21 protein-coding genes and 2 pseudogenes are annotated in these 22146 nt (G+C 45.8%); 9 read left to right on the top strand and 14 right to left on the bottom strand.

Annotated features, from left to right (window positions below; translation table 11 throughout):
- Nucleotides 1–37 precede the first annotated feature (37 nt).
- The gene (locus IQE94_RS00950) at nt 38–292 is read right to left on the bottom strand and encodes a hypothetical protein (RefSeq protein WP_223342518.1); all 255 of its coding nucleotides are present in this window, start codon (nt 290–292) and stop codon (nt 38–40) included.
- Nucleotides 293–584: 292 nt separating this feature from the next.
- Complete coding sequence (locus IQE94_RS00945) at nt 585–2162, bottom strand: NAD(P)H-quinone oxidoreductase subunit 4 (protein WP_212715555.1); 1578 nt, start codon at nt 2160–2162, stop codon at nt 585–587.
- A 94-nt stretch (nt 2163–2256) separates the two neighbouring features.
- Here IQE94_RS00945 and IQE94_RS00940 point away from each other — a divergent pair, with 94 nt between their 5' ends.
- The 6 genes and pseudogenes from IQE94_RS00940 (at nt 2257) to IQE94_RS00915 (ending at nt 5188) form a co-directional block, all read left to right on the top strand.
- Complete coding sequence (locus IQE94_RS00940) at nt 2257–2457, top strand: hypothetical protein (protein WP_212715554.1); 201 nt, start codon at nt 2257–2259, stop codon at nt 2455–2457.
- A gap of 73 nt (nt 2458–2530) precedes the next feature.
- Nucleotides 2531–2776, top strand: coding sequence for a photosystem I iron-sulfur center protein PsaC (gene psaC / locus IQE94_RS00935; RefSeq protein WP_002764973.1), 246 nt, complete (start codon nt 2531–2533; stop codon nt 2774–2776).
- A gap of 181 nt (nt 2777–2957) precedes the next feature.
- On the top strand, nt 2958–3227 hold the full coding sequence (locus IQE94_RS00930) for a helix-turn-helix transcriptional regulator (RefSeq protein ID WP_194015132.1): 270 nt from the start codon (nt 2958–2960) through the stop codon (nt 3225–3227).
- 52 nt (nt 3228–3279) lie between these two features.
- Nucleotides 3280–3828 (top strand): annotated as a pseudogene (locus tag IQE94_RS00925) (Uma2 family endonuclease).
- A 150-nt stretch (nt 3829–3978) separates the two neighbouring features.
- Nucleotides 3979–4566 (top strand): NYN domain-containing protein, encoded by a 588-nt coding sequence (locus IQE94_RS00920; RefSeq protein ID WP_212715553.1) that lies wholly within the window; start codon nt 3979–3981, stop codon nt 4564–4566.
- Between the two features lie 118 nt (nt 4567–4684).
- On the top strand, nt 4685–5188 hold the full coding sequence (locus tag IQE94_RS00915) for a DUF2062 domain-containing protein (protein ID WP_223342517.1): 504 nt from the start codon (nt 4685–4687) through the stop codon (nt 5186–5188).
- A gap of 13 nt (nt 5189–5201) precedes the next feature.
- Here the strand turns inward: IQE94_RS00915 and IQE94_RS00910 are convergent, their stop codons facing one another.
- Nucleotides 5202–6167, bottom strand: coding sequence for an ROK family protein (locus tag IQE94_RS00910; RefSeq protein ID WP_212715552.1), 966 nt, complete (start codon nt 6165–6167; stop codon nt 5202–5204).
- 101 nt (nt 6168–6268) lie between these two features.
- Nucleotides 6269–6742: a low molecular weight protein-tyrosine-phosphatase gene (locus IQE94_RS00905; RefSeq protein WP_212715551.1), complete on the bottom strand. Its 474-nt coding sequence runs from the start codon at nt 6740–6742 to the stop codon at nt 6269–6271.
- Between the two features lie 868 nt (nt 6743–7610).
- Between IQE94_RS00905 and IQE94_RS18780 the strand changes: the two genes are divergently transcribed.
- Entirely contained in the window at nt 7611–7697 is an 87-nt protein-coding gene (locus tag IQE94_RS18780; RefSeq protein ID WP_370630532.1) for a hypothetical protein, read from the top strand.
- Here IQE94_RS18780 and IQE94_RS18775 read toward each other — a convergent pair.
- Nucleotides 7683–8264 (bottom strand): annotated as a pseudogene (locus IQE94_RS18775) (ABC transporter permease); the annotation flags it as partial. The gene IQE94_RS18780 and the pseudogene IQE94_RS18775 overlap by 15 nt on opposite strands.
- Before the next feature lie 263 nt (nt 8265–8527).
- Nucleotides 8528–8797 (bottom strand): hypothetical protein, encoded by a 270-nt coding sequence (locus IQE94_RS00895; RefSeq protein ID WP_223342515.1) that lies wholly within the window; start codon nt 8795–8797, stop codon nt 8528–8530.
- A gap of 177 nt (nt 8798–8974) precedes the next feature.
- Between IQE94_RS00895 and ribE the strand changes: the two genes are divergently transcribed.
- Nucleotides 8975–9655, top strand: a complete 681-nt coding sequence (gene ribE / locus IQE94_RS00890) for a riboflavin synthase (protein WP_212715547.1) — start codon at nt 8975–8977, stop codon at nt 9653–9655.
- Nucleotides 9656–9858: 203 nt separating this feature from the next.
- Here ribE and IQE94_RS00885 read toward each other — a convergent pair whose 3' ends face one another.
- The 8 genes from IQE94_RS00885 to IQE94_RS00850 form a co-directional block, all read right to left on the bottom strand.
- A complete protein-coding gene (locus IQE94_RS00885) occupies nt 9859–10314 on the bottom strand; it encodes a thiol-disulfide oxidoreductase DCC family protein (RefSeq protein ID WP_212715546.1) in 456 nt (151 codons plus the stop codon).
- A gap of 5 nt (nt 10315–10319) precedes the next feature.
- Nucleotides 10320–11081, bottom strand: coding sequence for a type I methionyl aminopeptidase (gene map / locus IQE94_RS00880; protein WP_212715545.1), 762 nt, complete (start codon nt 11079–11081; stop codon nt 10320–10322).
- Nucleotides 11082–11226: 145 nt separating this feature from the next.
- Complete coding sequence (gene bioF / locus IQE94_RS00875; protein ID WP_212715544.1) at nt 11227–12420, bottom strand: 8-amino-7-oxononanoate synthase; 1194 nt, start codon at nt 12418–12420, stop codon at nt 11227–11229.
- A gap of 293 nt (nt 12421–12713) precedes the next feature.
- Complete coding sequence (locus IQE94_RS00870) at nt 12714–13058, bottom strand: group I intron-associated PD-(D/E)XK endonuclease (RefSeq protein WP_249214034.1); 345 nt, start codon at nt 13056–13058, stop codon at nt 12714–12716.
- 258 nt (nt 13059–13316) lie between these two features.
- On the bottom strand, nt 13317–15122 hold the full coding sequence (locus IQE94_RS00865; RefSeq protein WP_223342514.1) for a hypothetical protein: 1806 nt from the start codon (nt 15120–15122) through the stop codon (nt 13317–13319).
- Between the two features lie 9 nt (nt 15123–15131).
- The gene (locus IQE94_RS00860) at nt 15132–15914 is read right to left on the bottom strand and encodes a class I SAM-dependent methyltransferase (protein ID WP_212715542.1); all 783 of its coding nucleotides are present in this window, start codon (nt 15912–15914) and stop codon (nt 15132–15134) included.
- An 84-nt stretch (nt 15915–15998) separates the two neighbouring features.
- A complete protein-coding gene (locus IQE94_RS00855; RefSeq protein WP_223342513.1) occupies nt 15999–17372 on the bottom strand; it encodes an FkbM family methyltransferase in 1374 nt (457 codons plus the stop codon).
- 81 nt (nt 17373–17453) lie between these two features.
- Nucleotides 17454–20237: an FkbM family methyltransferase gene (locus tag IQE94_RS00850; protein WP_223342512.1), complete on the bottom strand. Its 2784-nt coding sequence runs from the start codon at nt 20235–20237 to the stop codon at nt 17454–17456.
- Nucleotides 20238–20657: 420 nt separating this feature from the next.
- Between IQE94_RS00850 and IQE94_RS00845 the strand changes: the two genes are divergently transcribed.
- Nucleotides 20658–22076 carry a glycosyltransferase gene (locus IQE94_RS00845; RefSeq protein WP_223342511.1) on the top strand — a complete coding sequence of 473 codons (1419 nt, stop codon included), beginning with the start codon at nt 20658–20660 and terminating at the stop codon, nt 22074–22076.
- The last annotated feature ends 70 nt before the right edge of the window (nt 22077–22146 follow it).

Here is a 22146-nt window from a genome sequence, read left to right as displayed (position 1 = left end):
CTACCCATTGCCGTTAACAAAATAGGCGGAGGCCAATCTACTCTTCAACCTCAATAATTTCCATATATTCGTCGCCTTCCTCATCTTCCACAATGGTCACCTGGTTACCTTCGTCATCAACGGCGCTAACGGCGGTATTCCCCTCGTCATCAACGCAAACCGCAACCCCGACGCCATCTTCTTCATAGGCTTCACATTCAACTTCCTGGGCCATAGTGGGCATAGCTCCACCAAACAGTACAAAGCAACCAACAATCAAGCTGCCACCAACCATTGCAGGGATATTTTTCATGGATTTATGTTTGTCCTGGGGGGTATTAGAAGTACTAGAAAAGGTCTTGAAACGTTAACCGATTTTTCTAGCCAAGCGTAACACAAACTTGCTGAAAAAAGTGGCGGAGCATCAGGAGTAATGGTGATTTTCCACGTGGGCCCTGGAAACATATTAAAAAAAATCCCCCATAGCCACAAGGTGAAAACGTCCAACAACCTAATTCTTTGAACAGGGAGTGAGAAAAATTTGGGGGAGAATAAACAGATCTCCCCCACGTTGTGATTCAAACGTTTGCTCTCTACAATATGATTTAAAAACCGATGGTGGGGGCCCGTAAAGCGTTGACTTCCAAGGGAGAAATGCTGGCCTGCTGCACCAAGCTCGGCACCGATCGCCGGGCGGTTTGCACCAATTGATTAATGGTGGGATCGTAAATTTGGGTAATGAGCTTGGGATAGAAACCAATGCCAATGATGGGAACGAGCAGACAGCCAATGATAAACACTTCCCTCGGTTCCACATCCACTAGATTGGTATGGTTGACCAGTTCCTCGTTTTCAGGGCCATAGAGCATTTCCCGGAGCATGGAGAGCAGATAAATTGGGGTCAAAATTACCCCAACTCCCATGAGCACAACCACAATGGTGCGAAAAACCAAGTTATAGGCATCGCTGGTGGCAAAACCTACAAACACCATCAATTCCGCCACAAAGCCACTCATCCCCGGTAGAGCTAGGGAAGCAAGGGAACAGGCTGTCCACATGGCAAAACCCTTTTTCATTTTTTGCCCAATGCCCCCCATTTCATCCAGCATCAGGGTGTGGGTGCGGTCATAGGTGGCCCCCACCATGAAGAACAAACTAGCCCCGATCAAACCGTGGGAAATCATCTGCAACATGGCTCCACTCATGCCCAGGTCTGTAAACGATGCTAAGCCGATCAGCACAAAACCCATGTGGGAAATGGAAGAATAGGCAATTTTTCGTTTCAGGTTCCGTTGGGCAAAGGAAGTAAAGGCGGCATAAATAATGTTTACCACCCCCAGAATCACCAACACCGGCGCAAATACCGCATGGGCATCGGGCAACATCCCCACATTCATCCGCAGGAGGGCATAACCCCCCATTTTCAGCAGAATGCCCGCCAGCAACATGTGGGCCGGAGCGGTGGCCTCCCCATGGGCATCGGGCAACCAGGTATGGAGGGGAAAAATCGGTAACTTAACCCCGTAGGCAATCAGAAAGCCAGCGTATAACAACAATTGCAGGTTAACGGGAATGTCCTTAGCGGCGATCGCCGACATATCAAAGGTATTGACATCGCCGTAAAAAGCCAGGGTCAGTCCTGCCAACAGGATGAATAAAGACCCCCCCGCCGTGTAGAGAATAAACTTGGTGGCTGCGTAGAGACGTTTTTTGCCTCCCCAAATGGAGAGAATCAGGTACACCGGCACTAACTCCAATTCCCACACTAGGAAAAAGAGCAAAATATCCTGCACCGCAAACACCGCAATTTGTCCCCCATACATCAATAGCATGAGGAAATAAAAGAATTTGGGCTTTAAGGTGACCGGCCAAGCGGCCATGGTGGCCAAGGTAGTAATAAAACCGGTGAGAATAATCAAGGGCATGGACAGGCCATCGGCCCCCACCGACCATTTGAGATCAATCTGGGGTAACCAAGTGTAGCTTTCCACCAATTGCAATCCCGGTTCGCTCAGGTCAAAACCGCTGTAGAAGGCATAAACGATGAGGGCGAAATCAACCAGCCCCACCGTCAGGGAATACCATCTAACGGTTTTACCGTCCTTGTCAGGGATAATGGGAATGAATAAAGCCGCCACAATCGGCAAAAGGATGATCGTGGTCAGCCAGGGAAAAGTGCTCATACTACCCAGATAGTCTTTACAGACAATAATCTAGCAGGGATTTTTCCGGCCGGGCCCGCAGAAAAGATTAATTTTTTCTAACTTTTTGTAAGTTGTGGGCAGGCAAATGGCGATCGCCGCCCCGCTAACTTTGGTTTGTACCCAGGTTTTTTTCTATGGTCAAGATTTGCTTTGCCTAGGGTTTGAACCCCACTGGAGAGCTTTTGCTTGGTTATTTAGTCAGATTTGCGCCAGAGATGTAACAGAATTTAAAGTTATGGCGTTTTTTCCGGAAGGAAATTCAGGTCTGGGGTAAACTAGCCCATAATCCTGACAATATTATTTTTTTCGACTTTACGGAGAACCCTCGGTTAAGGAGCCGATAGTCAATGTCCCATAGTGTAAAAATTTACGATACCTGTATTGGTTGTACCCAATGCGTCCGGGCTTGCCCCCTCGATGTTCTAGAAATGGTGCCCTGGGATGGTTGTAAAGCCGCTCAGATCGCCTCTTCCCCTAGAACCGAGGATTGTGTTGGTTGCAAACGTTGTGAGACCGCTTGTCCCACAGACTTTTTAAGTATCCGAGTTTATTTGGGTGCCGAAACCACCCGCAGTATGGGTTTAGCTTACTAGATCGTTTCGGTCTGGTAACTAGCCCCGCCATTATTCCAACTTTTGATCGAAATTTGACAGCTTCTGAGCTGGGAAGGCCCCTGGGGTCTTCTTTTTTATTTGCCTAAAGCTAGGCTTGACGGGGGGATTACCATAGAATATAGTCTACCGACTGAGTAAATATACCTGAGGATAATCACCCATGCTGGCCGGGAACTATCAACCCCCTGCGTCCCTATCGGATCGTGAATTGGAAATTTTAGACCTGGTGGCGATCGGCCTGACCAACCAGGAGGTGTCAGAGCGTTTGGAGATTAGCAAAAGAACAGTGGATAACCATGTCAGTAATATTCTGACCAAGACCAACACGGAAAATCGGGTGGAGTTGGTGCGCTGGGCCCTGCAATGGGGCAAGGTTTGTCTGAATGATGTCAACTGCTGTGTACTGCCGGGCGAGGGCAGTGTGTCCTAGATTGGGGTGGTGTGTTTGATTCGTTGGTCATTTTTCCTGAAGAAATCAAGCCATGGCTATTACTCCAGTAAAAACATTCTCTCTAGTAGAATTCATGGCATTACCAGAGAGTGAACCAGCCCAAGAATACATCAATGGTACTGTCCGAGAAAAACCGACACCCAAAGGCAAGCATAGTCTCCTACAAACCTTATTGTCGGCAAGCTTAAATCAGATTTTCATCCCCCAACGTCGGGCATTAGCCCTTTCGGAACTGCACTGTACCTTTGGTGATCGCTCCATTGTGCCGGACATTGCCGTGTTTACCCAAGACCTGATTCCCCGTGATCCTTCGGGAGAAATTGCCGATCTGTTTGACTTGGCTCCTGATTGAAATATTGAGATTCTTTCCCCTGACCAAAGTCCAGTCCGAGTCATTAAAAATATCTTGTACTGTCTGGAGCATTGAACCCAGATGGGCTGGCTTATGGATCCAAAGGAGCAAACCATACTGGTTTATAGGTGTGACAAGCAAGTTCAAGTGATTGAAAAACTACCTGAAATTGTTCCGGTTCCAACCTTTGCGGGGGATTTCCACATCAGTGTTGGGAGAAAAATTTAATTTTTGTAAATTTTGTTAAAATCTAGATTCTTCAAGCTTTTCTAACTACAGTGCCACGGTGATTGCCAGGGGATTCTCTGCCGGGCTGGTCTGGTGCTGATGTTTTGATTACTTTGTTTTTCCTTTAATATATGACCTTCTCCTTGCACCATGAAGCCCCTCAATTACAACGCACTCCTGCTGGTGGATGGCTACAACATCATCGGCCAGTGGAATCATCTCAAACAAACCCGTGAAAGCTTTGGACTGGAAATGGCCAGGCAAACCCTGATTGATGAACTGATCAGCTACAGCAGTCACCAGGGCTATCAAACCCAAGTGGTTTTCGATGCTCAGTACCAACAAAGCCCTGCTAGCCAAGAGCATTTCAGCCCCCACCTTTCCATCCACTACACCGCCTGGCTCCAGACCGCCGACACGTTCATTGAAAAGCGTTGTGCCCATTATTGTCGTCACAGCTATGAGTATCCCGGTCGGGTGATTGTTGCTACTTCTGACCGGGCCCAGCAGTTAACAGTGGTGGGTTACGGTGCTGAATGGATGTCGGCCCATCTTTTGGCCCAGGAAGTGGATCAGAGTCGGGCCCAAATTCGCCAACAGGCCAAGCATTACGGCAAAAAGAGTCAACGGCGATCGCCAAAGGGCAAACCGTTAGGGGAAAAGCAACGGGGTTGGGTGCATAAATTAGACCCATCGGTGCGGGAAAAGCTTAGTCAATGGCGTTACGGCGTTGATTAGTCGGGAAATTAAAGATTGAATCTCTGCCCCGACCCGGTTGGATGATGGGGAATTTCGCAACATCTTGGTTAAAATAACTGATAATCTTCCCCACTCCTTATCCTCCCCCTCAAGCACCTTGGTTAACTTGACTCCCCCCCGTAAAGCCGGCCACTGGCGCCTGTGGCAACGACAAATCCGCTATCTATACGTCAAGTTATTACGACTGCAGAGTACCCCCCATGCCCTGGCCCGGGGTTTGGCCGTGGGTTCCTTTGCCGGGATGTTTCCATTTTTTGGTTTGCAAACGGCGATCGCCTTGGTGTTGGCCATTCCTCTAAGGGGTAATAAGATTGTGGCGGCGGGGGCCACTTGGATTAGCAATCCTTTTACCTACGTACCTATCTACTGGTTTAACTACCGCCTCGGGCTTTTGCTGTTGCAACGGGAGGGGGTCCCCTTCAATGAGTTGGACTGGCAGTCAACGGAATTGTTGAAGTATGGCGGCGATGCGGCGATCGCCCTTTTGGTGGGCTCCTTGGTGGCGGGCGCTGGAGTGGGCTTAACGGCCTATGTCTTTGGCTTGAGGAGCTTCACTTGGATTGCAATCCGTAAGCAGAAATCGAAAAGTCGTGGTCGTTAGGTTCTTATATAGCTCAAGGACCGTCAGTGCGGTAAACCAACTTTTGCCAGGCTAGGCGAGCCGCACCGATCATGCCAGCCCTGTTCCCCAGTTGGGCCACCAAAATTTTTAAGCCCCGGCGGGAAGGGAAAAGCACCCTTTCCTCAATTTCCGATGTCATGGAGGGAAAAAAGTAACTGGAGCTAGCGCTCAGACCCCCGCCAATAATTACCGCCTCCGGGGTTAGGACATAGACCAGGTTCGCAATCCCCATGCCCAACCGTTGGCCAAACTTCTCCCAATAGGCGATCGCCTCCGCATCTCCCTTGGCGGCCAATTGGGCCAACTCTAGGCCCGTCAGATTCATTTCCCGCCGTAGGGTTTGGGCCGAAGCATGTTGCTCTAAAGAACCTCGATTACCACTGTTACAAGGATAGCCCTCTGTTTCAATGGAAATTAGTCCCAATTCTCCCCCTGCTCCTTGGGGGCCCGTAAACAATTTGCCATTCAAAAACACCGCTCCCCCCACCCCTGTGCCCAGGGTAAGCAAAATAAAATTGCGGTAATTCCTTCCCGCTCCCAGCCAAGCTTCCCCCAAACCAGCACAATTGGCATCATTCTCCAACACTGTCGGTAACTGTCCATGGTTTTCCAACCAATCCGCCAAGGGAATGTCGTGCCACTGGGGTAAATTAATCGCTAACTGGGCCACCCGTCCTGCCGCATCCGCCGGTCCCGGCATGCCAACACCGATCGCCACACAAGCTGAATTTTTCAATAGGTCAATGCCATGGGCTAACTGGGCATAGACTGCCTTGGGCAAAGCCGGTTGGGGAGTGGGCAAAACCAAGGACTCGGTGCAATCTCCATTGCTCAGGAAACGGCCAAACTTAATGGAGGAACCACCAATGTCAATGCCAATGACCTCGCGGTGTGTGGGAGAGGGAGAACTCATGCCATTAATGAAAAATTGGGAAAAGCTTGCTAATTTTACCCCCATGGGAGCAATGCCAGAACGAGTTCGCCATACCTGAATGGGCCTCCAATTCTCCCAGACCAACCAAGGGAAACCCTGTAACCGAATGAGCTATGGGATGGGAGTTAATTGACCAACTCCTTATCCAGGCTGGTGAGCAAATTATCACAGGCATCTTCTAGCAAATCAATCACATGCTCAAAACCGGCTTGCCCGCCGTAATAGGGGTCGGGAACTTCCCGGTCAGCAAAGTTTTCGGCATAGTCACAGATCATTTTTACCTTATTTTGATATTTCCCCTGACGGTCTTGGGCCAGAATATTACGATAATTATCCCGATCCATGGCTAAAATCAAGTCAAATTCGGCAAAATCTTCTGGAAAAAACTGTCTAGCTCTCCCCTGTACCCGATAACCTCGTTTTTTTAAACTTTCTGTCATGCGAAGATCGGGTGAGTCCCCCACATGGTAGCTGGACGTGCCCGCAGAATCACAAACAATTTTTGCCCCTAAGCCTGCTTGGTCAATCTGGGCGTTCATGATATTTTCCGCCGCTGGCGATCGGCAAATATTCCCCAAACAAACAAATAATAATTTCATAGCCAAAAAGTTGAAATTAAAAGGAATTGAGACAAATTATCCGTCAAATTTGTCCCTCGTTGGGGCGGGAACGGGCAATTTGCACACTGAGGAAAATCACCGGCAACATCCCCGCCAGAATAATGGTTAGGGCAGGAGCGGCGGCTTCAATGAGCCTTTCATCGGAGGCATATTGGTAAACCCGGATCGCGAGGGTATCAAAGTTAAAAGGGCGAATTACCAAAGTAGCGGGCAATTCCTTCATTACGTCCACAAATACCAACATCACTGCGGTGAGCAAGCCGCCGGTCATGAGGGGGGTGTGTACTTGCCAGAGAATTTGGCTAGGGGTTTTACCCAAACTACGGGCCGCATCATCCAAAGTTGGTTTGATTTTGCCCAAACTACCTTCCAGGGAACCTATGGCCACCGCCAGAAAGCGCACAAGGTAGGCATAGACTAAAACTGCAATGGTGCCACTCAGGAGGAGACCAATGTTTACGCCCCAAATCCTTTCCCACCAGCCCGCTAGCCAATTGTCAAAGTTACCCGCCGGAATCAGCACCCCCACTGCAATGACGGAACCGGGAATGGCATATCCCATGGAAGTGACCTTAACGGCAAAGGAGGTCAGGGGTTGACGGCTCAACCGTTGGCCATAGACGAGAATTAAACCAATTACTAAGGCGATCGCCGCGGTGAGGAACGAGAGAATTAAGCTGTGGGAAGCTAACTGGAAAAAGTTATTGTTATTAACTTCCTGGGCATAGGAAACGGCGAGGTATAGAAGATAACTGGCGGGCACCAAAAAGCCTAGGAGGAAAGGAAAAAGACAGAAAGCTAAGGCTCCGATCGCCCTTAAGCCCCGGAGTTGGTAACGGGGTAAATTTTGTTTGGGACTACTGGATTGATAGAACTTGGCCTGGCGGCGGGAGCAACGCTCCAGAACCACCAACAGGAAGACAAAAATCATTAAAAAGGCGGCCAGTTGGGTGGCCCCTTGTCTTTCGCCAAAGCCAAACCAAGTGGAATAAATGCCCGTGGTGAAGGTATTAACGCCAAAATATTGCACTGTGCCGAAATCATTCAAAGTTTCCATCATCACCAAAGCTAAACCAGCGGCGATCGCCGGTCGAGCCAGGGGCAAAGCAACTCGAATAAAACTTTGCCAGGGATTACAACCCAAGGAACGACTAGCTTCTAGGGTACAAATTCCCTGTTCCAAAAAGGCAAGGCGGGCCAAAAGATAAACATAGGGATAGGACACCAAGGCCAAAATGGCGATCGCCCCCCAGAGGGAACGGATATTGGGAAACCAATAATCAAGGGCCGAATCCCAACTGAAAATGGCCCGCATTAGGGTCTGCACAGGGCCGTAATAGTCCAAGAGATTGCTATAGCCGTAGGCCAACAAATAAGCCGGGGCAGACAAAGGCAATAGCAAAGACCATTCCAGCCAGCGGCCACCGGGAAAACGACACATAGTAACTAGCCAGGCTGTTCCTACTCCCAAAACAAAAACCCCTGTCCCTACCCCCACCATCAGAGCCAGGGAATTACGAATATATTCCCCCAGGACCGTTTCCCAGAGATGAGTAAAAATTTCTCCCTGCCAGGAAAAAATGCCCAGGAAAACGAAAATCACTGGCACCGCAATCCAAGCGGCGATCAGCAAACTGACCAGAACCCAAATATTGAGGGATATTTTGGGCGAGGCAGGGGAAGTGGTCAAAAAATTAAACACGGCGAATCAAACACAGAGATAAAGCTGGGTTATTTAATCGGGGAATCCCCAGAGGCCAAAAACTAACTGTGAGGCGGTTCGTCGGGCTTGAAAGGATCTTGCCCAATCCCCAACTCTTTTTTGCTCTCCTTCAAACTTTTCCAAAGTCGCTTGATTCTCTCATAGGCTTCCATGGTTTCGATTTTACCTGCGGTCTCTAGATTACATATGACGCTTACCTTTTGAGCAAATTCCTGTAAATTTGCATTAAAAACCAATTTTTCCGGCTTGAAATCCCCATAATATTTACCCTTGGGATAGAGGAATGCGTCTTTTTCCGGATTATCAGCCATATTATCTCTTCAACGGGCAAGAACAGTAACCATTGTAGGCGCATTGACCATTTACTGGGGTCGGAGAGGAGAACAATATCCATCCCAAGCCCATGGCACCCAAGGGTTTTGGCTAATTGTGCCGCAATCTAGCTCAACCTGGGACAATGGTGGTTGTTCCCCTAAATTATTGCCATTGTGTTCACTGGTATTATCCAATCCCTCGGTTATCTTTCTGCCCAGCGGGCCGATCGCCTGGAAATTACCCTGGCCCCTGCCGACGCTCAACGGGTTTTAGGAGATATTTCCCTGGGGGACAGCATTGCAGTGGATGGAGTTTGCCTCACCGTAGAGGCGATCGCCCACCAGGGATTTTTAGCGGACGTTTCTCCGGAAACCTTGCAACGTACTACCCTAGGCAGAGCCAAGGAAAGACGCACAGCGGTCAACATTGAAACTTCCCTCCGGGTAGGGGGAAAAGTGGGGGGACATTTTGTCTCTGGCCATGTGGACGGAGTGGGGCAATTATTGAGCAATGAACAAACCGATAATGCTTGGCTGCTCAGCTTTGGGGCAGTGGGCAGTTTACAGGGGCAATGGCAACAATATTTAGCTCCCTACCTCGTTCCTAAGGGCAGTATTGCCGTCAATGGCATCAGTTTAACAGTGGCGGACTGTGGCGAAGACTGGTTTAACGTGGCCGTTATTCCCCACACCTATAGCGAAACCAATTTACAGTTACTGCAACCGGGGGACTGGGTCAATTTGGAGGGGGATATTTTGGGTAAATATGCGGCCCGATTTTTGTCCAGAGGCCAGGTAATGGGTCAGGCGAAAGATATCGACCTAGCTTTTTTACATGAAAATGGCTATGGCTAAGATTATGCTCGCAAAGTTCAGAGCGATAGATTTTCCCAAAAATCTCTCTAAAAAATTGTGATCCAGTAGTTGTTGATAGGGCCTCCAGTTATCGGTGCAATACACCGTCACTTTCCACTTTTGACAACATTTTTATGGCCACATTGAGCATAGTGAGAGTGTATGGACATCTTTCCAAAATTTAGCTCAAGTGAAGGAAATTCTTAGTGGACAACTTCGGAACCACCGGCAACGGGCAATGCACAGCCACCATTTGCACACATGCCCTTTTCCCTCTGGGCTAAAATTTCCGCCAAGCTCGGCCGTCCTGTCCAGCTCAAACGGCGATCGGCCCAAAAGTCGTAAATTCTGTCCACCAAGGGACCAATGATGGGCCAGCGGGTGGGAGCATACAGCCAATCAATACCTAGCACTTTGTACACTTCTCGAAAAACGGCCACATTTTTGATTACTGTTCCGTCGGCCTTCACCGCATGAATGCGGGCCATGGCATCCTCAAAGCTGATGCCGCCATGGTCTTGGGGATTGTAATCCGCCTGGGCGATGTCCACAAAATTAACCAAACCCCGGCCCCGGTCTTTATTACGCAGGAAATTAACCTCTCGGAGGCAAAGGGGGCATTCACCGTCGTATAAAAGTTCAATTTGCCAATTTTTCACTGAATCTACTCCCCTAGGGTCAAAATTTCCACTCCATCTTCAGTGACGGCAATGGTGTGCTCAAACTGGGCGGAAAGCTTACCGTCTTTGGTAATGGCAGTCCAACCATCATCTAGTAACACCGCTTCCCAGGTGCCTTCATTGATCATGGGTTCGATAGTGAATACCATGCCTGGGCGTAACCGTTTACCTTTGCCCGCTTTGCCGTAATGGGGAATTTGGGGGGCGGTGTGGAAAATTTTGCTAATGCCGTGGCCGACAAAATCTCGAACCACTGAAAACCCCTGGGCTTCGGCATGCTTTTGGATAGCAGCTCCAATATCACCAATTTTGCCGCCTGGTTTAACTGCTTCAATGCCTAGGTGTAGACATTCTTCGGTCACTTTGACCAGTTTTTCTGCCACTGGGCTGGGGGTACCGACAAAAAAGGTGCGGGAACAGTCGCCATGATAGCCGTCCAGGATTGGCGTAACGTCAACGTTGATGATGTCTCCTTCCTGCAAGACCCGTTTGCGGTGGGGGATGCCATGGCAGATAACCTCGTTGATGCTGGTGCAAATAGATTTGGGGAAACCGTTATAACCAAGGGGGGCGCTGATGGCTCCGTGAGCTTTTGTCCATTTTTCCGCTTCGTCGTTGAGATCTAGGGTGGTTATGCCCGGTTGCACCATTGGCGCTAGGTGATCAAGTAGGGCCGCCGATAGTTGGCCCGCCTGCCGCATTTTTTCTATTTCTCGGCGGGAAAGGAGGGTAATAGTGTCGCCCATTGATAATGCTTACTCTTACTGTAAAAAATTAAAAGATATTTCTGGTTTTATTTTAAGTTTAACCAAAACCTTGACTGACTTCACTCTCCCACGGCAGGGAAGTGATATTCAAGGAGTAAGTGGGTCGGCTGACAAAGGTTCACCGTCAAGGGGAATTCTGATGGAGGTAATAGCGATCCAGCGCTTCCAATAATTGGTCAATGTGCCCTAGGTTGTGGGTGGCCATGGCCGAAAAACGTAGTCGGCTGTGGGGAACGGTGGGGGGACGAATGGCCGGAGCAAAAATTCCCTGTTCTCGCAAATACTTAGCCATTTCGAGAGCGTTGGCTGGGTTGGCGGCCCCTACCCAGAGGATGGGGGCATTGTTTGGCGATCGCCGAAAGTTTGATGTTGCTAAACCTTCTAATCCCTTGGCTAGGTAATCAACGTTGTGCTGGAGTTGGGCAACGCGTTCCGGTTCCCGTTGGATGAGTTTAATGGCGGCCAGGGCAGCGGCAGTGTCGGCGGGGGAAAGGCCGGTGGTATAAATCCAGGTGGCAGCTCGATTCCGCAAAAAATCAATTAGGGCAGCACTGCCGGCTACATAACCTCCCAAACTCCCCAGGGCTTTGCTGAGGGTTCCCACCTGAATCCAATCCCCCACTGGTAACTGAAAATGCTCCCGGCAGCCTGTACCCGTTTTTCCCATCGTGCCGGTGCCATGGGCATCGTCCACTAGCAACATGCTTTGAAATTCTTCGGCGATCGCCACTAATTGGGGCAAGGGACATAGGTCGCCATCCATACTAAACACCCCGTCACTGAGGATCAAACAACGGCGGTGATGGTCTCGATGTTGAACCAACAGAGCGGTCAAAACTTCTGGGCACCCATGGTCATAGTTGATTACCTTGGCCCCACTCAACTGTGCTCCCCGCTTGAGGCTGGAATGGTTATATTCGTCCGCCAAAATTAAATCCCGCTTACCCACCAACGCCGTAATGGTGCCCAAATTAGCCAAATATCCAGAACTGAACACCAAAGCCGCTTCCGTTCCCTTCCAGTGGGCAATGGTCTGTTCTAAATTTTCGTGTAGCTGACGATGACCACTCAACAACCGGGACCCCGTACTCCCCGTCCCCCACTCGGCGATCGCCTTAGTGGCCGCTGCTTTTAGGTCAGGATGGCTAGCTAAACCAAGGTAATCATTGCTAGCAAAATTAACTAACCGTTGCCCCTCCAATTCAATTTTCGGCCCTGGCCCCTGGATAATTCTCTGGGGATGACGATGCCAATGGGCCCGCTGAATAGTTTCTAGAGCATCGCCTAACCAAGTGTAGGCAGTGGAGTCAGTAGCCATAAACTTTAGACTGAATAAAACAAACCCCCCAACCATTGTCTGGAGGGGGGAGTTTTTTTTCTTTTTTTTAATGGCGGGAGGCGGATTTGAACCACCGACCTTCGGGTTATGCTTACCAACTACAGTTTTCACTGCCTGACCTTGTCAGTTTGTGGTCTGGACTTTCCCTTCACCCTCAGCTTTCCTGTTAGGGTGTCTCCCATCAAGTCTCTACACCTTCCTAGAAATATCTCATGGTCCTAGGTTTGGCTCGGGATTACCATTTGAAAGGCTTCCCCGAATTTGAGAGATAATCACGCAGAGGTCTCCCTTTGCGCAGCCCCTTTTTGCAAGATGAGATGCCAAGCTTCTCGGTAATCGAACGACCTTGGTTTTCTCTGACGTTTATCAGTTTCGACCAGGTGAATCTCACTACCGTAACTAATAAAGACATCAACCGGAAAGACATAGAACAGGTCAAGCTCTTCAACGTAGGCAACAGCAAAATCAAAGTCTTTCTCACCATAGGGAGATCTAACAATGTTTTGTCTGTTTGTCCTTGTTCTACGATTGTCAACAACATAGTTGCCAGTTTTTTCGCTGAACCAGGAACTTTTAACCTGCACCTTCAAGAGGACTCCTTCGACATCAAAGACCAGATCATAAGAAAGACGGTCTCCTAATGGCTTCAGAACCCCCAGCCAAGCCTCAAAGCATGAAGAATGGCGGTCTGCTCTGCAATGTCACCCTTAAGCTTAGTGCTCATGGTTTACATCTTGCGACTTGAGCCCGACGAGCTACCAGACTGCTCTATCCCGCGTCGCTTCAAACATCATAACTGATAGGGGCGATTTTTGCCAAACTTTATTTTTCCTGGCAGATTCACCCCACGGGCCATGCACTGGAGAGTGCCAATTTTAGGGATTTTCAAAGTAAATGGGAGATCCCTGGCGGCAATGGTCACAACTAGATGCTATTAGACGATCAAATATGGGCGTAGTCGCAAAATTCGGCGGCAAAGTGGATTGTGGTTTTGGCTTAAGGACAATTTTTTGTCCCGATCTGCCTTCAATATAGTCTTTACGGACTAACTTATCGTTTTCCCGCACTAGCAAAATTATGTTTTCTCCGCTGATAACTCGCTCTGGCTCCCAAGGGAAATAAAAGTATAAACCTGGGTTGTTTGGAGATAGGATAAGCTCGTTTCCATTTACAATGTGTTCTTGCCAAAATGTAGGAAAACTAGTTTCAGAATAGACTCGATAAATTCTTGGGACAAATTCCCAGTCCGAAGGGAATAAATACACGGATTCTAGCACCCAAGGTAAGCTCCAATCAAAAGGATTAATTTGCTTTCCTGTCACTAAACCTGGAGCCTGCAATAAAATTGTTGTGCCTTCCTGTAGATCCGGTGCCAAGGAGATTACGTCCTGTATAAAAGTCTGTTGAGATTGCCAGCTCAGGCGATATTGGTGTTGAACATCTAAACAAAAAGTGAATAAAAACCCTAATTGCAGGGATAAAATCGATATTATTATGTACTGTTTAAACCGCCATCTATGGGCAGTAAGTAAAAGCAAAATCCAAAGACAAGTAAAAATAAGGGTTGTACCCAAGGAAGCAGAAAAATGGACTCGAGAATCACGGCCATCAATGGCTGTCACAGATAGGAGTAGGGCTGAAGGGTAAGCTAGAATTGTCATCATCAAGCCCACTATTAACCAGCGCTTCCAGGAATTAAAATCAGGATTATCACTGGATCGCAATACTTGTCCCCAGCGAGAATTGAATAGGTTTATTAAAATAAACAAAAATAGCAGTGAGCTAATCAGTAAAACTGACCAATATTGTCCCAATAGTTCGTTCAAAACCTGTGCAGGACGGAGAATAAATGAGCCAAGGGAAACTAAAGGACCTAATGTGATTTGTTGAACAATTTTTTGTAATGCATTAACAACTCCCATGTTACTAGCTCTCGATTCTCCAGCCCAACGACGAAGTAAAAAATAGCTAATACCAATGGCTAAAACAATGAAGAAATGATAATTTTTTTGTTTTTGAGTTATTTGATGAGGACGAAATAAAGGAGCAGTTAAAAAAACCAAAAATAAACTTTCATAATTAAGTAAAGATAAAATTGCCAATAAGTAACTAATCCCCTTCAAGCAAAAAGTAAATATTTTTGAATAAGAAATAGTAATATAAAAATGAAAGGCCAACAATAAGCACAATAAAGAGGTTTGTAGTCCAAAAAGATGCTGAAGAAAGCTAAAAGTTGTGTCCGCTGGGTAGAGACAGAAAAATAGACTGGCGATCAATGCTCCATAGCCACTGCAGGTAATTCGACGTATAAAGGCAAACCACAGACACGTATTAAAACCGAGAATAGCAAAACCAATTATATATAATGTCTGAATACCTCCAAATTTAGCTCCCCAAAAGGGAATAAAGGTGAGTAAAGCCATATGCACTGGGCGACCCTGCCAAAAACTAGTAATGGCACCATATAGACGGTTCCAATTTTGGGTAAAGTCATTGGCGATCGCCGTGGCAGTAAAACCCCAATCATCCTCGTAAAGTCCAAAATCTTTTATTAATAAAAAATGAGCGCTCCACGTCAATACTAATAAGAATAAGTATGGGGAAACAACTTCTATTCTAAAAGTCAAAATCGAGGTAATAAATTTATTTTTTGGAGCTTCTTCTTTTTTTTGAGCACTCATATTAATCACCTAAGCAGGTAAAAAATCGGGGTCGGAGTCCAAGCCATAGTAATCTCTGTCTACAAATCTCTGTTCACAGATACCAAAAGCTGTTGATTCGTCTAGAGTAGCGGTTTTCGTGATCACAAACTTATGAATTTCTCTGTTGTGGAGTTCATCAGCCAACTTCTGGCGAATAAAATGACGGTAGTTGATGGCAAACATTGGTCGAGCAAGATAGGCCTTATTCCAGCCACATAAAACCATTGACAATTTGAAAGGATTTTGATTCAAGAAAATGAATAGTGCTTCTGCCAACTGTGGATAAATGGGATTAAAAAAATCATCCAGGACTATGATGCCGTCGTCTGACAGTAGTTGTTCACATAATTCAAGGTCATTGATCACAGCCCTACCTGTGTGTTCCCCATCAATATGGAGCCAACGACAAGTAGAACGTAAATCACCAAGGGCGCCCGCTGTCACTTGATAAGAAGGTCGCTGAATATACTTGCCCCTGGCACCGAGAATAGGAGTAAGATTCACCTCTGCATCTTCAATATGCCTGGTGCAATCAATCAGGACAAATTCCTCTGTTTCTTTGAGGTGAAGGGAGGACATCAAAGCTGATAGACCTTTATAAACTCCAATTTCCAGCATATTGCCATGGATACCATGGGTATTTTGGAAACTTAGCAAAGCATCCCAGAGAGCCGCACTCTGTTCTAGGAAAAAACCAGGAATTTCTCCCTGCAATCGCTTAAATTCACCCAGCTTCGAGAGATAAGAATAGTTATCTTGGAGTAGTAGCATAGAACAACCAGTAGTCCGTGGAACTCTGAATAACTTTGTCGACTATGACTACCGAATGCTTTTTTTGCTCCACTTAGAGACAAGTTACACAGCAAAATAGGTGGCAGGCATAATTGCGTTACACCACTTTAATGCCTGACTAAAGATTTCGTAATCCTGGAAGAAGAAAACATTGCCCCAGGAATTTTCCAAGGAATAGTCCGAGTTGCAGTAATAACTGACCTCGTGCTGTCCCCAAATGCGATAGATGACGATATGCCAGCGGTAATCTCTCTGCCGCATAGCTGGCACTAGATCCTTTAGGTGGTTTATGGCTCCTGTTTGTCCAAAGGGAAAAGTGGGATCCCAAAATTCCGCTAGCACCACTGGGTAGCGAAAATCTCCCATGCCTTTGATAACTTCTAGGTCAAAGCCCTCTGCATCAATTTTGACTAAGCCAATATCATCGGGTAGGATTCCATCTTCATGCAAACTAGCGATGGTTTTGACTTCTACTGCAACACTGTCCTGGAAGGCCAAGCCTTCAGCGAGGGAATGGCGGGTCAAACTGCTATAAAAACTGGCATCGTCAAAGGTTTTATCTTCCGTTTGATCCACCACCAGATGTAAATCCCTGGTCTCATTGGCAGAACCCAAGGCATAACTGAAGGCATGGAAATTACTATTTTGTCCCAATCTTTGCTGTAATTGGGTTAAAACTGGCGGAAAAGGTTCAAAAGCATAGACCTCATAGCCCGTCTGCAATAGTCTAGCGGAGACATCACCTCGGTTGGCCCCCACATCGATCGCCCGTCGGTGGGGAAGATAGGAGTAGAGATAGAGCATCAGCTCAATGTCGATCGCCTGGAAATAGCTGGGGTCGGTGATCACTTTAAATTTCTGATCATGGACATCGGCGGCAATCTGAGCTAGGTTCTCCCGGACAAAAACAGTCTGGGATTGATTTTCTTCTTGCAATTTCAAAAACTGAACGGTTAATAACTTCTGATGACTTTCAGCTTCTCCTCTGATATTTTTAAATTCTTGGTGGATATAACTATTGCTTCTTTCAGACTCCTCTCTAATTTTTCTAAATTCTTGGTGGACCAGTTGATCACTTCTTAGAGCTTCTTCTCTAATTTTTTTGAATTCTTGATAAACATTTTCAATTTCTCCATGATGTTCTGCCATCATCCTCTCAAAGATTATCTGCCGCTCTTGACCGGTCTCTATCAAGTATTGCAATGTCTTAACCTGGTCTAGGGCAGACTTGATTAAGAAGATTTGGCTCTCCATGATTTGATTAGCATTTTGAGTCTGTTGCTCTGTAAATGCTCCGATCGCCTGGCGATTCTGTAGACTGACATCTTTGACGTAATCCGTTGCTTCTCGGAGGTAGTCTAATTTTTCCAGTACAAGATCCTTTAGGGATTTGATTCGTTGGATGGCACGGTTGTTTTTTAGCAGTTGCTTGAGCATTAGATGACAGAAAGATGGAGAGTAGTATCAGCAAGAAAGATAAACTAGAGACATTATCTGGGCAAAGTAAGTTGAAATGAACTAGATTTTGCGGCTAGTTTCAGGTACCAAGAAATCCTGACGGATAAACACCACTTCTTTCTGCAATAGGGTACCATCAATGGGCGATCGCCATTCGCCAGTTTCGTCGTAATAACGGAAACCCAACTGTTCCAAGAGATTGAGCATCTCTAAAAAGACCAGGGCATTTTCGTCGTAGCGGACGTAGGAAAGTTCTGCCACCACTAAATCCACCTGCTCGAGGAAATTTTTTGCCCCGGCCAGGACAATATGTTCGGCGCATTGCACATCCAGTTTGAGGATACCCCGCCCTTGAAGATTTTCTTCCTCGGCCACCTGGTCTAGGGTTTTGACCGCCACTGTCACCGTTTCATAGTCCCGAAAATCGGCGGGAGTGAGCAGAGAACTACCGTAAAGATCGGGGGAAACCTGAAAACTGAGCTGGCCCGATTGGTCGGAGACGGCAATTTCTAAAAACTTAGCTTTGGGAATGTTCTTCAGGTAATAGTTGCGGGCAGCCTGTTCATAACGATTAATCAAAGGATCAATCAAAATGAATCGGGCTTGGGGAAACAGTTGGCTGGCGGTGTGGGACCAAATGCCATGGGAAGCCCCCACATCCATGACAAAATCGGGATGGTAATGGTTGACCTTTAGGCGTCGCATTACTTGGTACACCTGGGCGTAATCCTTGTAGATCAAGCTGGGTACTGGAGGTTCAATGAAATGCACTAAGTCAATCGGCGATCGCCGGAAGAGGAATTCAAAGCGGTCATCGACGGCTTGTCCTTCAGCGAGGGAATCCCAAATCCAACTATCAATATTTTGATCACCAAATTTTTCTGCCACTGCCACGGCATTTTCCCTAAGAACTCTTTGACGTTGGGGATCTAACACTTCGGTCACCGCAGCCCCAAAACTTTCTGGGGTATAGTCACAGACCACGCCAATCTGAAAGCGATGAATAAAACTAGCGGCGGAGGTTTTTTTACTCCCCATCAAAATTACTGGAGTGTTAGATGTGGCCAGGGCAAACAAGATCCGTCCAGGTAAGCTCAGCTGGGAGAATTGGGGTTGATCATCCCGTTCATCCATGGTGCCAGTGGGAACCACAATGAAAGGATATTCCTGCAGTTTTTCCACCAATTTATCTTCGGGAAAAAGTCCTTGGGCATAAATACCTTTAGCCTGTAAATCTTCATTAGATTCTGTCAGCCAATAATATTTGGAGTTGCCGTACCAATCCAATTGCACATCAGCTTCCTTCGTGCTGTGGCAAAGTTCAGCAAACCATTGTTGGCTCCAGATACTGCCCAGGAGGGCTCCCCGTTTTTGTTGACAATTCTCCTCTAGGGGCTGAAAAATTTCCGTTTTAATCAACCCATGGGGCACCACCGCTGGCAAAATCCAAAACTTTAAACCAAATTTATTTTCATAGGCATCCCGCAGTTCTGGATGGGTGGCAAAGCGCACATTGGACTTTTCCAAAAACTCCCGCATTAAATCGTCGGGGATATTGTTAACTGCTACGTTTTGGTCGTCCATAATCCAAATGCCCAGGGGCACCCCAAACAATTCTTTAATGGCGATCGCCGTCAGCACATCTGCAGTACTGTAAGGGACACAAAAGATTCGACTAACTTCGTGGTCAGCGAAAATATCAGCAATATTGATGAAAATATCCTTACGAGTCCAGCCATAATGGGGAAAATGATAGGATTGAACACCAAAGCAATGGTCTCCTCCATAGTCATTATTCATACGGACAGAAATAATTTGACTATCATCAGCAAAAACTCGGCGTACCAGGGCTCCCGTACCATGGCGAGGGGTAACCTCATTGAGCGTAATAACCACACTGGCATCGATGACCTTGACTAAATTTTGGATTTTTTCAAAACGATAATCCCTGGGGGAGCCTTGCTCCAAAGAGTCCCAAATCCATTCAGCCACGCCATCAGCGCTGAGATTTTGCCCTAAAAGTAGCGATCGCCGCCGTATATTCTTCTGATTATCAATTTGTAGGATGTCATTTAATTTTTGAGAAAATTCCAAAGATTGATAACTACTAACTAAACCCAAATTATTACTTAGGATAAAATCACCAACCACACTTTCAGGACTTCCTAATGCCAATATTGGTAAATTGGTGGCGGCGGTGATCAAACAGAGAAGATAGGGTAAACTCAGACTAGTTGATTCAGGGTTATTGCCATGGTTATCAAAGCTCTCAGTAGGGATCACAGCAAAGTTGGCAGAACGCATTAGAATAACCAACTCATCTTCTGATATTTTTCCTTTAAATTTAATTCCATCCTTTGCTATTTCTTCCTCTTGAAACATTAACAACTGGCGATTAGGATCACCATACCAATCTAGTTCTATGCTTGTAGAACTACAAAGCTTACGTAATTTATCTAAGTATTCTTGACTCCAATTATCACCAGCAGTGATCCCTTTATATTCCGCTAGATTATGATCATCAATATTCGGAACTTCAGTTTTAATTATTCTTCTCTCTATTACCGGAGGGAAAAACCAAAACTTACGATTAAATCTACTGCCATAGGCTTCACATAATTGTGGAGAACCACCTAGGCAAAGATCTGCTTGATTAAACAATTTCCATCCTAATTCTTTTTCTTTATTATCAAAAGAAATAAACGTGTCCTCTGTTATCAGTACACATAAAGGACAGTTGTAAAGACGTTTAACTGCTAATGCTAAATAATAGTCTTCAGGGCAATAGGGAATGCAGAGAAGGCGCCGAGGAATACAGTGATCCAATTTTCGTACTATTTGCACGGAAAGAATCTCCCCTGACTCAAAATCAAAATCGTGAGAAGAAAGCTTAAGTGTATCCGTGCTAAAATTAAAAATGTTCCTAAGGACAGTTTTTGTGTTATGGGGGCTATTGATTTCATAACAACCCACAATTAAGTCAATTTTTTTGAATTTTATACTTCGTTCAAGAGCTAACAAAGCCCCAAGCAATTCCTGTTGTAAGTTGTAAAAATTGTTGGAAATTTCAGACATTAATAAGCTAAAGTAATTAGGGTGACTCAACCTTAAAAAAACTAGACATCCTTCACCTATTTCGGCAACAAGGGGATTAGGACTCTCTCTCTACCATAATCCTATTTTCTTCCGATATCTAAGTGCATCTAGCCACAGGTTATAAGAGTGTATCGAAACCATTGTAAGCGACTTCTTGCAACCACTACCATGCCCCATAACATTTTATTAGTTTCCCATTCTGACTTTCCCGCCAATAGTGCAGTGCATGTTCATCATTATGCAAATGAATTGGTAAGGCTTGGATGTGATTGTGTTGTTGCTGTGCCCTATAACCAAGATTCAGTCAGGGAAATGCCTAATTGTTTGTATTCAGTGGTTGACTACAAGCAAATGAAGCAACTGCCTAGTAAATTTAAAAATGGTTTTCCTCCTCGAATTGTTCATTGTTGGACTCCTCGGGAACATGTGAGAAAATTTTGCTGCCAACTATCAGTCCAATATGATATTGCCCTTATTATTCATTTAGAAGATAACGAAGAATGCGTAACCAGTCGATTCCTGGGAATATCTCTGGATAATTTTGATATCCATGCAGAAAAGCTTTTACCCCATAATCTCTCCCATCCTCAAAAATACAAGGATTTTCTGAATACAGCTGATGGAGTCACAATTATCATTGAGAAGCTTAAGGATTTTATTGAGCCTAATATCTCCTGTTTAAATCTTTTTCCCGGTGTTGATACCCTCGAATTTTATCCTCGTCTACCCGATTTAGATCTGCTTGAAAAACTAGAAATTAGCGAGGAATCGACAATTATTTGTTATACCGGGAATGTGCACTTAGCTAACCAAGAAGAGGTAAGAGAACTTTACCTAGCTATCGGTGCTAGAAATCGGGCTGGAAAAAAAACAGTGCTAATAAGAACTGGTATAGACAATAACCTGGATTTTTTAGGTGAGAATGATTTATGGGTTAAAAAATATGTCAGGGAAATGGGATGGGTAAAGAGAGAAGAAATCCCTGCGATTTTATCCATTGCAGATATATTAGTACAGCCTGGAGGGCCAGATGAGTTTAATGATTATCGTTTCCCATCCAAAATACCGGAGTTCCTCGCTATGGGAAAACCTGTTATACTTCCTAGAACAAATATTGCCAATTATCTTACTCACCTTGTCAACTCTTTTATTTTGTCAGATGTTAATTGTCATTCCCTAGTTGAGACCATTGATTTTTTAATGGATAATCCAGAGATTCGTTCAAAAATAATTCAAGGTGGCCTTGAATATGCTAAAAATTATCTAGACTGGAGTAAAAATTCCGAGAAACTGCTAGAGTTTTATGCTTCTGTCATCTCTATGTCCTGTAGTGGCGATGAAAAACATAAACTAAATCAAAGATTCAAGTTATTAATTGATGACTATCAACAAGCAAATACTGTGAAACTAAACTTATTAAACGAAAATCTGAATGATAAAAATCAATATATACAAAATCAAGAACATCAAATTAGTGAACTTCTGTTATCTAAACAACTCCTGGAATCAGAGATAAATGCTATGCGTAGTAGTAAGTTTTGGAAGCTAAGGGAATTATGGTTTGATATTAAGAAAAAACTCCTCTAAACTACCAGATGTCAGTTTAATTTCTCAAAACTGCTATTATTTCCCTAACAAACGACATTTTTTTGTATCA

It is taken from the genome of Synechocystis sp. PCC 7339, assembly GCF_019924095.1.
GTDB lineage: Bacteria > Cyanobacteriota > Cyanobacteriia > Cyanobacteriales > Microcystaceae > Synechocystis.
The sequence above is the reverse complement of the archived record's forward strand: the minus strand, read 5'-3'. Positions and strand labels throughout refer to the sequence as shown.